Here is a 10,785-nt window from a genome sequence, read left to right as displayed (position 1 = left end):
AAAATATCAGGAAGAGGAAGAACGTAAAGAGGAAAGGGATGGAAAAGATTTTACGCAGATGAACCTTGGAATATAGCCCTTTGGGCTGCTTCTTTAAGCCACCTGCTTTGCAGGTGGTATTTGACTGCTGATAAGAAAATTTTTATTTCCACAGGCCCATATTTGCAGCCGGATATATTACCATTTGCAAGGGATTAACAAAAGCAAAAGGATATTGAAATATCTTTACCGCCAATTTTAAGCCGATGAGGATATTTTTGGCTGCAGTTATATTATGCTGCACTTCTCTTAAAGCCCAGTTGCAACCAGGATATGAAATAAAAACCACTACCGATTTTAAAAACGCGAAATTATATCTTGGTACTTACTATGGCCGAAATAAACGGCTTGCCGATTCTGCCATGTCTAACGCGGATGGCCTGGCTGTTTTTAAAGGCAGCGCAAAACTGCCGCGGGGCATTTATTTTATTGTATCGCCCAAATACGTGATACTTTTTGAATTGCTGATGGATGAAAAACAGCACTTTTCCCTTGCTTACGATTCTGCAAAACCCAATGAGATAAAGTTTACAGGCTCGCCGGACAATGAATTGTTTTCCGGTTATACCGTCTTTCTTTCCAAAGTCTCGCCGGTGCTGAATGCTTTGCAGCAGCAAATGAAAATGGCTAAAACCGCTGCTGATTCTGCCAGCATCTCCAAAGCGCTTGCCGCAAAAGCAGGTGAGCTTACGGCTTTCAGGAATGATGTTATGAAGAATAAACCAGCCAGTTTGCTGGCAAAGCTGCTGGAGGTGGCCAGTGTGCCTGAAAGGCCACAGATGCCAAGGCGCGCCGATGGAACGGCTGACTCGCTTTATCCTTATTATTATGTGAAAGGCCATTACTGGGACAGTGTTGATTTTAATAATGACATGATACTGCATACGCCTTTCTTTGATTCGAAACTGGATGACTACTATAAATATTATGTGTCGCCCAATCCTGATTCCATCATCAGCGAAGTAAACTATATGCTGCTTGCTTCAAGGGGAAATAATGATGTGCATACATATTTGCTTGGAAAATTTACCGATAAATATATTAATCCTGAATACATGGGGCAGGATAAGGTATTTTTGTCTTTATTTGAGAACTATTATTCAAAAGGCGATACGGCCTGGCTGAATGAAAAACAACGCAAATATATTTTCGACAGGGCGTATAGCTTAATGGCTAACCAGATAAATGAACAGGCATCGCCGCTTGAGCTTACCGATACTTCGGGCGGTGCGGTATCATTGTATAATATTAAGGCGCCTTTAACTTTTATTGCGTTTTGGGATCCGCACTGCGGGCATTGCAAAACACAAATACCTAGGCTTGACTCTTTTTATGAGGCAAAATGGAAGAATGAAGGTGTAAAGGTTTTGGCCGTGTGCACAAATGACGGGGTGGTGGATGACTGGAAAAAGTTTATAATTGAAAATAAGCTGAATGAATGGTATCATGGTTACGAAACGCCGCAAAAGAAGGCCGAACTGGCGGCTAATAACCAGCCGGATTACCGGCAGTTGTATGATATATTTCAAACGCCAACTTTCTTCCTGCTGGATGATAACAAAAAAATAATAGCCAAAGGCCTTAGCCTTGAACAATACGATGCATTAATTAACGCTAAACTCAAATCACCACCGGTTTCTCAATAAAGCTGTTATATGAAAGCAATGGCTCTCATAATATTTGCCTGTATTGTTGCAGTAAATATTATCCAGGCGCAAACTTTGTTTACTTATGGCGATCATGCAGTGTCCAAAAACGAATTTTTAGAAGCGTATAATAAAAATGCCGATCCTTCCGGCAACAGGCAGGAGAAATTGAAAGCATACCTTGACCAGTACATCAATTTCAGGTTAAAATTACAGGCGGCTTATGATGAAAAGCTGGATACTAATGAAGAATTAAAAGCTGAAATGAAAAACTTTAAATCCCAACTGGCAGATAATTTTATTAATAAGCAGGCTAATCTGGCCGGCCTGATGCAGGAAGCATTTTTACGCGGGCAGAAAGATATTTTGGCACAGCAGGTTTTTGTTCGGTTTGAAGGCAATGATACCGGCGCTGCATACAAACAAATTTCCCAGGCGCTTAAGGAACTAAAGGCCGGAAAAGATTTTGAAAAAATTTCTGTTCAGTATTCCAACGTTCAGGCCGTGAAAGATGTCATAGGAAATATTGGCTACATAACAGTGTTCACCTTGCCTTATTCAATCGAAAATATCATCTATAACCTCAAACCAGGCAATTTTTCTGAAATATACAGGTCAGGGCAAGGCTATCATATTTTTAAAAATGCCGGCGAACGGCCTGCTGCGGGAAGGAGAAAAATCCAGCAATTGTTATTTGCGACGCCTTCCCTTTATTCCGTAGAACAACTGAACAGGGTAAAAAAACAGGCAGATTCTGTTTACAGTATTTTACAAAATGGCGCTTCCTTTACCTCTTTCCTGCCTTTATATGGCCATAATTATGATGAAGAGGCCGACAATGCAATTGAAGTGGGAACGGGAAATTACAGCAATGATTTTGAAAAAGAAGTTTTTGACCTGAAAGCTGCCGGCGATATTTCAAGGCCGTTTAAAACGGCGTATGGTTATAATATTATAAAACTTTTAGAAATATTACCGGTGCCTTCCAATGAAGGCAATGCCACCTATGAAGCATATCTGCAAACACAGATGCAAAACTCGGGGAGGCTTGATGCTGCCAAAAACAAACTTGTGGAAACATGGTTAAGCACTACCGGGTTTAAGAAAAATGATTATGAAGAGGCGGCGTTGTGGGCATATACGGACAGTGCTTTAAAAAATAACGGCAAACTATTTGTTTCACATAAAATCATAAGACCGGAGATGGTGCTGTTTCAATTTGCCGGTAAAAAAATTACAGTTAAAGATTGGATCGGTTACCTGAAATCAAAAAATATATCAGGGATAAAAGCGTTAGGTTATGGCAGGCAAATGGACGATTTTATTCGGGAAAGCTGCAGCGAATATTACCGGAAGCATATTGAAGATTTTGACTCCTCTGTACCAAAACAGTTAAAAGAATTTAATGAAGCCAATATGCTGTTTTACATAATGGATAAAAACGTATGGAGCAAGGCATCGCGGGATTCAGCTGGTTTAAAGAATTGTTATGTATTGCATAAGGACAATTATATGTGGAAGCAAAGCGTTATAGCGCTTGTGATATCGGCGCCGGAGAAAAATATAGCAAAATCAATAGCTTCCAAAATAAAAAGCAGTCCCAGCCAGTGGCGCAATATAGCGGCCGCTTATGGCAATGGTATATACGCAGACAGTAGCCGTTTTAATATTAATGAACTGCCTGTAAAAACCCATATTGAATATGAAAATGGTTTTCAAACAATGCCGGAAAGTAATGACGAAGGGAACGTTTATACGTTTATTCACGTATTAAGCTACAACCGCGAGCCCGAACAAAAGAGTTTTGAAGAAGCCAGGGGCGCCGTAATAAACGACTATCAGGAAGAAATTGAAAAAAGCTGGATAAAAAGCCTGAAGAGCATATACCCGGTACGGGTACATGAAAATACATTTAAAATGCTGCATTAAATATTTTATTTAACAAATGTTTGTTGAAAACATGAAAAGTATTCACAATAAACGTGCAAACTGCCGCTGCTGCCGCTTGGCTGATGTTAACTTTATGTCCGGACTAAAAAAGTATAAAACCCCTCAAACCAATAAATAATTCTTTCATGCTACAAGTGATTATTGGAACTCTGATAGGATATGTTATAACCTTTTTTCTGCTGCCTTTGGTTATCAGATTTGCTAACGATAAGAATCTTTACGACATCCCTGACGAACGAAAAAAACATAATCATGGCGTTTCCTCACTGGGAGGTATTGCCATATTCTCCGGCCTTACCATGAGCCTGCTCCTGGTATCTGATTTTAATAAAGACCATCTCGACTTTCAATATTTCATTGCCGCTTTTTTCATCATTTTCACTATAGGGGTCATTGATGATATTTTTGTATTAAAAGCCTGGAAAAAATTTTTAGGACAGTTTATTGTTGCTGCCATGCTTGCCTTAAAAGCGGGTGTATTGGTTACAAATCTGCATGGTTTCCTTGGGTTGCACGAATTAAGTTATAAGGCAAGCCTTTCTATAAGCTTCTTTGCTATTTTATTGGTTATAAATTCCTTTAACCTGATTGACGGGATTGACGGCCTTGCTGGTTCCATCGGGTTTGTTGCCTGCCTGTTATTAGGCGTATTCTTTTTAATAAACGATGTAACATCCTATGCAATACTCGCGTTTGCCATGTGCGGTGCCCTGCTTGGTTTTTTAATGTATAATTTCCCCCCCGCAAAGATTTTCATGGGCGATTCCGGATCCACTTTAATCGGGCTAATAACAGCTATCCTTGCAATAAAGTTTGTTGAAAACGAACCGATACAATCTGCATTTTCAAATCAGTCAACACCGGTAATAGCATTTGGCATTTTGCTTATACCGTTAATGGACGTATTGCGCGTTTTTACATTGCGGATACACAAAAAGCAATCTCCTTTGGTTCCCGACAGGAATCATTTGCACCATCTTTTGCAAGACAAAGGTTTATCACATGCTGAGGTTACCTGTACGTTGTTACTATGTCAATTTCTTTTTGCCGGGCTAACTTTTCTTTTACAAAACATTAATCTCAATATAGTTCTGGCAATACAGTTTGCTGCTTATTTCACACTGGTATATATGGTAGATAAATATATGCCTGTACGCAAAAAAATGCATATTGTACCTGCTAAAGCTACAAATACCAATTCAAAGAGTACCAAGGTGTATCATATTTACCCGGTTACCGAGAAAGTTTCTGCGGGAGAAGATTCCTGATTTTTTTTGAATGCTTAGATTTGCGCTTCTAAAATTATAATGTTATGGATCCGGAAGAACTGGAACTGGTTATGGATGATGCTGAATTATCTATGAAGAAAGCGATTAATCACCTGGAAGTTGAATTAACAAAGATCCGCGCCGGCAAAGCAAACCCTGGTATGGTTGATGGTATTTTTGTTGAATATTACGGGAGCCCTACACCTGTTGCGCAGGTAGCAAACATCTCCATACTCGATGCAAGAACAATAAGCATTCAGCCCTGGGAGAAAAATATGCTGCAGGCAATTGAAAGAGCAATACTGCAGGCGAACATTGGCATAACACCGCAAAACGATGGTAACCAGATACGGCTTTTTCTACCGCCTTTAACTGAGGAAAGGCGTAAAGAGCTTTTTAAAAAGGCAAGCGCTGAAGGAGAACAGTCAAAAGTTGCCATAAGAAATATAAGAAGGGATGCAATTGAAGAAATAAAACGCCTTCAGAAAGATGGGCTGAGCAAAGATGCAGCAAGCGATGCAGAGGAATCTGTTCAGCAAACAACAAACAGGTTTATTGCGCTTGTTGACAAGCATCTTGCTGCAAAGGAAAAAGAAATGATGGCTGTATAAAGGTTTTCATTATACAATATTCAAGGGTTTCAATTGCTGAAACCCTTTATTTTTTAAATTGATGTTATGGATAATGCTTCCGTAAACGATAAGAAAATATGTACACTTAACTGCAATGGTAAATTACTTGTTATTGATAAGCCTGCAGTAATGGGCATCATCAATATTACCCCGGATTCATTTTATGCAAAAAGCCGTAAGCGAACAGAAGATGAAATTCTGGCAACCGTTTCAGAAATGATGGCGGAAGGCGCAGCCATCCTGGATGTTGGGGGGCAAAGCACCCGGCCCGGAAGCGCCAGGCTATCGGCAGGCGAAGAAGATAGCAGGATTTTGCCTGCGATTGAATTAATCTATAAAAATTTCCCGGAAGCAATCATCTCTGCTGACACCTATCATGCTTCTGTAGCAAAAAATGTTATTAAAGCCGGCGCTTCAATTATTAATGATATAAGTGGCGGCATGATGGATGATGAAATGCTGTCAACTGTAGGAAAATTTCCGGTGCCATATATCTGCATGCATATACAGGGCAGGCCAGAAACCATGCAGGTAAACCCTGCTTATGAAGATGTGGTGCAGGAAGTGCTTGACTTTTTTATTTTTCAAACAGAACGGTGCCGGCAACATAATATTAAAGATGTGGTTATTGATCCCGGCTTTGGTTTTGGAAAAACCATCCGTCACAATTTACAGCTATTGAAAAACCTTTCTGTTTTTAAGATGCTTGATAAGCCTGTGCTCGTTGGCCTTTCCAGGAAGGGAACCGTTTATAAAACGCTGAATGTAACTGCAGAAGAAGCTTTAAATGGAACAACTGCATTAAATATGATAGCCCTGCTAAACGGCGCCTCTATATTGCGTGTGCATGATGCAAAAGAAGCCGCAGAAGTTATAAAATTATTGGAAGCATACAATACTGCCTAAGCGCTATTAGAGAAAAGCGTTTAGGCAACCTTCAATTTATTCAGCTTGCTTTTTTCAAACTTGGTAGAAGCATAATCGAGCGTTACATGCAACTCTTTTTTATTGCTGCCCGGCAGTTCAAACATGGCATCGGTGAGTATTTGTTCGCAAATGCTTCTTAAACCCCTGGCTCCCAGTTTAAATTCAAGCGCTTTTTGCACCATAAACGCAAGCGCACTGTCATCAACAGTAAGCTTTATGCCCTCCATTTCAAATAACCTGGTGTATTGTTTTACCAGGCTGTTTTTGGGTTCCGTAAGAATAGCGCGCAGCGTTTCTGCGTCAAGCGGATTGAGGTAAGTTATTATAGGTAAACGGCCCAGCAGTTCAGGTATTAAACCAAAAGAACGTATATCCTGTGCATTTACAAATTGCAGTAAATTTTTGCGCTGGCTTTCCTGCTCGTCTTTATTTACATTAAACCCGATGGCATTTGTATTAATGCGGCGTGCAATTATTTTATCAACGCCGTCAAAAGCGCCGCCACAAATGAATAAGATATTGGTGGTGTTTACTTTAATCATTTTTTGCTCGGGGTGTTTTCTTCCTCCCTGCGGCGGCACGAGCACTTCTGTGCCTTCCAGCATTTTCAATAAACCCTGCTGCACGCCTTCTCCGCTTACATCGCGTGTTATGGAAGGGTTATCGCCTTTTCTTGCTATTTTATCAATCTCATCAATAAAAACGATGCCTTTTTCTGCAGCGGCTACATCATAGTTGCATGCCTGCAGTAAACGGGTAAGCATGCTTTCCACGTCTTCACCCACATAACCGGCTTCTGTAAATACAGTGGCATCAACTATGGCAAAAGGTACATTTAAGAGTTTGGCAATTGTTTTGGCCAGCAGGGTTTTACCGGTGCCGGTTTCGCCCACCATGATAATATTGCTTTTTTCAATTTCAACGTCATCCTGCTGCTGTTTGCGTGTAATTCTTTTATAATGATTATAAACTGCTACCGATAATATCTTCTTGGCATCATCCTGACCTATTACATATTGATCGAGATAATTCTTTATTTCTACCGGCTTGCGGATATTGAATTTATACTGGGTGGTGCGGGTTTCATCCCTCACCTGTAATTCCTGCATGATAATTTCCTGTGCATGCTCAATACAGTTCTCGCAAATATGCCCTTCCTGGCCGGCAATAAGAATTTTTACCTCATCACGGCTGCGGCCACAAAAAGAACAATGCAGATTTGACTGTTTTGCCATCGTAATAAAAATAAATTGAGTAAAAAAGAAAGCAAAGGTAAAACGTATTTATTAAACCTTTACCTTATAATATCCTAATAATTAGCTTATAATTTCTCAACTACTTCATCTGCAATACCATATTCAACTGCCTCTTTGGCATCCATCCAGTAGTCGCGGTCAAAATCTTTCATAATTCTTTCGAACGATTTACCTGTATTCTTCGACAGGATATGTGCGCTTATTTCTTTGGTGCGCTGCATTTGCTTTGCATGAATTTCAATATCGGCGCTTGTTGCCTGGAAATATCCGCCAATGCTTGGCTGGTGTATCATTACCTCGCCGTGAGGGTAAATATATCTTTTTCCCTTTACGCCGCCGCTTAACAAAATAGAACCCATGCTGGCTGCAAGGCCCATGCAAATAGTGCTTACCGGCGATTGTATCATTTGCATGGTATCGTATATAACCATGCCGCTTGTAACCACGCCGCCCGGGCTGTTAATATAAAATTTTATTTCTTTGCCCGGTTTGTCAGCATCAAGCAAAAGCAGTTTGCTTACAACATCGCGGGCAGATTTATCTTCCACCGGTCCCCATAAATAAACGGCCCTGTTTTTTAAAAACAGTTGCTCCATTTTCTTCATGAGGTAAGAAGATTGTTCCGGTTTTTCTTCTTTCTGCGGTTCATCATCGTCTTCATTCAATCTTAACGGGCTGATATATTTCAGGTCAATCATATTATTTCGTTTGAATTATAGTTAAGTAATGTGAGGTTAACTTTTTTGTTAAACTATTTCTTTTCTTTCCTGGGGTTGGTAACCAATACTTCATCTACTACGCCATACGCCTTGCTTTCTTCTGCTGTCATCCAGAAATCGCGGTCGCAGTCTTCCTCTACCCTGCTAATATCTTTGTCTGTATGGTGGGCGATAATAGCATATAATTCATGCTTTATTTTGCTTATTTCTTTTGCGGTAATTGCAATATCGGTGGCCTGCCCGCCAATGGAGCCAAACGGCTGGTGAAGCATAATGCGGCTGTGTTTCAGGGCGCTGCGTTTGCCCTTTACGCCTGCGCACATTAAAATAGCGCCCATGCTGGCTGCCATGCCTGTACAAATGGTAGAAACATCGGGGCTTACAAACTGCATGGTATCATAAATGCCAAGGCCGGCATATACACTGCCGCCGGGGCTGTTTATATACATCTGAATATCTCTTGTGCGGTCTGTGCTGTCGAGGAATAATAACTGAGCGGTAACAATATTGGCAACATAGTCATCAATGGGCTCACCCAAAAATATGATGCGGTCCATCATAAGACGGCTGAAAACGTCCATGCTGGCCACATTCAGCGGGCGTTCCTCAATTATATATGGAGTGAGATTGGTAATGGTATGTTGCTTAAATCCATGAATTGTGTTTGAGCTTATTCCCCTGTGCTTAACGGCATATTTTTCAAATTCCTTTCCAAAATCCATAATCATTGTTTTAAAGCGTTGAAGATAATTAGAAACGTTGTTTAACCAAATTCTGTGCAAAAGAAAAATTGAGACAAAAGGACAGGTTTTGATACGGTTAGGATCAAAAAAAATCTATATCCGCTTTACAGCAGGCATAACCTTTTTAATGCTGAAATATCTTCTTTACAAACTGCACATGCGCAAAAAGAAAAAACACGCGTAGTGGCAGTGGAAAATGAATGGGACAATATTTCCTGCTACAATAAAAACCGGATGATTATCTTGCTGAACCTGCTAACTGAGATTGACCATCAATCGCCATAAATTATATTTGTGCAAAACAGTGTAATGGAAAGTAAGAAAGTAAGCGAAAGCATAACAGTAATGAATGAACTGGTGTTACCGAATGACACCAATGTTTTCGGGAATTTAATGGGTGGAAGGCTGATGTACTGGATGGATATTGCCGCCGCTATGACGGCCAGCAAGCATTGCAATGCGCCCTGCATGACGGCCAGCGTGGATAATATCAGTTTTAAAAACCCCATTAAACTGGCCAATGTGGTACATATTGAAGCAAACATTACCCGGGCATTTCATACGTCAATGGAAATACATTTAAGAGTTTGGGGAGAAGATAATTTGCATCAATACCGCTATGAGAGCAATGAGGCTTATTTTACTTTTGTCGCCCTCGACCCTAACAATAAACCGAGGCTGGTGCCAGCCGTAGTGCCGGAAACAGAACAGGAAAAAGCCTTATACGATGGCGCTTTGAGGAGAAGGCAGCTTCGCCTGATTTTAAGCGGTAAAATGAAACCGAATGATGCCAATGAATTAAGGGCTTTTTTAAACAGCTAATTCACCAGCGTGCCTACATGCAGGCCTTCTATAATTTTTAAGAGATTGCCGGGCTTATTCATATCAAAAACCACAATAGGCAGATTGTTTTCCATGCAAAGCGTAAATGCCGTCATGTCCATCACTTTCAGATTCTTTGAAATACATTCCTGGTAAGTAATGGTTTCATATTTGGTGGCAGTGATATCTTTTTCAGGATCGGCGGTATAAATACCATCAACGCGGGTGCCTTTTAAAATAACATCGGCTTTAATTTCCAGTGCCCTTAAAGAACCGGCTGTGTCAGTAGTAAAATAAGGATTGCCCGTACCGGCTGCAAAAATCACCACGCGCCCTTTTTCAAGATGGCGTATAGCGCGGCGGCGTATATACGGTTCTGCCACCTGTTCCATTTTTATAGCGCTCATCAGGCGTGTGTCCACGCCAATGCGCTCCAGCATGGCCTGTATGGCCATGCCGTTAATGCTTGTGGCCAGCATGCCCATATAATCGCCATGCGCCCGTTCAATGCCTGTTTCAATTTCGTTGGCGCCGCGATAAATATTGCCGCCGCCAATTACAAGCGCCACCTGCACGCCAGAATCAGTTATCGTTTTAATATCGTTTGCGTATTGCTCAATTATTGCTGCGTTAAAAGGCTCAAAGCCATCACTGCTGTTACCCATTAAAGATTCTCCGGAAAGTTTCAGTACTATTCTTTTGTATCTTGTTAGCATGCGGTTACTTAAGATTTGATTATGAATGGCTGCAAATTAAATGAAAAGTCAAATAGAAAAATCCTGT

Annotated in this window: 10 protein-coding genes; 6 read left to right on the top strand and 4 right to left on the bottom strand. The window is 40.7% G+C overall.

Annotated elements, in window-relative coordinates; translation table 11 throughout:
• Positions 1–245 precede the first annotated feature (245 nt).
• From QM629_RS06240 to folP, 5 genes are all read left to right on the top strand, one after another.
• Complete coding sequence (locus QM629_RS06240) at positions 246–1,685, top strand: redoxin domain-containing protein (protein ID WP_415158293.1); 1,440 nt, start codon at positions 246–248, stop codon at positions 1,683–1,685.
• An 18-nt stretch (positions 1,686–1,703) separates the two neighbouring features.
• Positions 1,704–3,614, top strand: a complete 1,911-nt coding sequence (locus QM629_RS06235; protein ID WP_415158291.1) for a peptidylprolyl isomerase — start codon at positions 1,704–1,706, stop codon at positions 3,612–3,614.
• 206 nt (positions 3,615–3,820) lie between these two features.
• The gene (locus QM629_RS06230) at positions 3,821–4,903 is read left to right on the top strand and encodes an MraY family glycosyltransferase (protein ID WP_415158289.1); all 1,083 of its coding nucleotides are present in this window, start codon (positions 3,821–3,823) and stop codon (positions 4,901–4,903) included.
• Positions 4,904–4,947: 44 nt separating this feature from the next.
• A complete protein-coding gene (gene frr, locus QM629_RS06225; protein ID WP_415158287.1) occupies positions 4,948–5,514 on the top strand; it encodes a ribosome recycling factor in 567 nt (188 codons plus the stop codon).
• 66 nt (positions 5,515–5,580) lie between these two features.
• Positions 5,581–6,441, top strand: a complete 861-nt coding sequence (gene folP, locus QM629_RS06220) for a dihydropteroate synthase (protein WP_415158285.1) — start codon at positions 5,581–5,583, stop codon at positions 6,439–6,441.
• A 20-nt stretch (positions 6,442–6,461) separates the two neighbouring features.
• On the opposite strand, the gene clpX is transcribed toward folP, so the two are convergent.
• From clpX to QM629_RS06205, 3 genes are all read right to left on the bottom strand, one after another.
• Complete coding sequence (gene clpX, locus QM629_RS06215) at positions 6,462–7,697, bottom strand: ATP-dependent Clp protease ATP-binding subunit ClpX (RefSeq protein WP_415158283.1); 1,236 nt, start codon at positions 7,695–7,697, stop codon at positions 6,462–6,464.
• A gap of 86 nt (positions 7,698–7,783) precedes the next feature.
• Positions 7,784–8,416: a ClpP family protease gene (locus QM629_RS06210; RefSeq protein WP_415158281.1), complete on the bottom strand. Its 633-nt coding sequence runs from the start codon at positions 8,414–8,416 to the stop codon at positions 7,784–7,786.
• 53 nt (positions 8,417–8,469) lie between these two features.
• A complete protein-coding gene (locus QM629_RS06205; protein WP_415158279.1) occupies positions 8,470–9,159 on the bottom strand; it encodes a ClpP family protease in 690 nt (229 codons plus the stop codon).
• 330 nt (positions 9,160–9,489) lie between these two features.
• Between QM629_RS06205 and QM629_RS06200 the strand changes: the two genes are divergently transcribed.
• The gene (locus tag QM629_RS06200; RefSeq protein WP_415158277.1) at positions 9,490–10,002 is read left to right on the top strand and encodes an acyl-CoA thioesterase; all 513 of its coding nucleotides are present in this window, start codon (positions 9,490–9,492) and stop codon (positions 10,000–10,002) included.
• Here QM629_RS06200 and pyrH read toward each other — a convergent pair.
• Positions 9,999–10,718, bottom strand: coding sequence for a UMP kinase (gene pyrH / locus QM629_RS06195; RefSeq protein ID WP_415158275.1), 720 nt, complete (start codon positions 10,716–10,718; stop codon positions 9,999–10,001). The two genes, QM629_RS06200 and pyrH, sit on opposite strands and share 4 nt — an antisense overlap.
• Positions 10,719–10,785 lie beyond the last annotated feature (67 nt).

The sequence above is a fragment of the Parafilimonas sp. genome (genome assembly GCF_047606085.1).
Taxonomy (GTDB): domain Bacteria; phylum Bacteroidota; class Bacteroidia; order Chitinophagales; family Chitinophagaceae; genus Parafilimonas.
The sequence above is the reverse complement of the archived record's forward strand: the minus strand, read 5'-3'. Positions and strand labels throughout refer to the sequence as shown.

What these genes read in the sequence shown, in the direction of transcription:
- QM629_RS06240 (WP_415158293.1), top strand. Translation starts at nt 246, where the DNA reads ATGAGGATATTTTTGGCTGCAGTTATATTATGCTGCACTTCTCTTAAA.
- QM629_RS06205 (WP_415158279.1), bottom strand. Translation starts at nt 9,159, where the DNA reads ATGGATTTTGGAAAGGAATTTGAAAAATATGCCGTTAAGCACAGGGGA.
- QM629_RS06200 (WP_415158277.1), top strand. Translation starts at nt 9,490, where the DNA reads ATGGAAAGTAAGAAAGTAAGCGAAAGCATAACAGTAATGAATGAACTG.
- frr (WP_415158287.1), top strand. Translation starts at nt 4,948, where the DNA reads ATGGATCCGGAAGAACTGGAACTGGTTATGGATGATGCTGAATTATCT.
- pyrH (WP_415158275.1), bottom strand. Translation starts at nt 10,718, where the DNA reads ATGCTAACAAGATACAAAAGAATAGTACTGAAACTTTCCGGAGAATCT.
- QM629_RS06210 (WP_415158281.1), bottom strand. Translation starts at nt 8,416, where the DNA reads ATGATTGACCTGAAATATATCAGCCCGTTAAGATTGAATGAAGACGAT.
- folP (WP_415158285.1), top strand. Translation starts at nt 5,581, where the DNA reads ATGGATAATGCTTCCGTAAACGATAAGAAAATATGTACACTTAACTGC.
- clpX (WP_415158283.1), bottom strand. Translation starts at nt 7,697, where the DNA reads ATGGCAAAACAGTCAAATCTGCATTGTTCTTTTTGTGGCCGCAGCCGT.
- QM629_RS06235 (WP_415158291.1), top strand. Translation starts at nt 1,704, where the DNA reads ATGGCTCTCATAATATTTGCCTGTATTGTTGCAGTAAATATTATCCAG.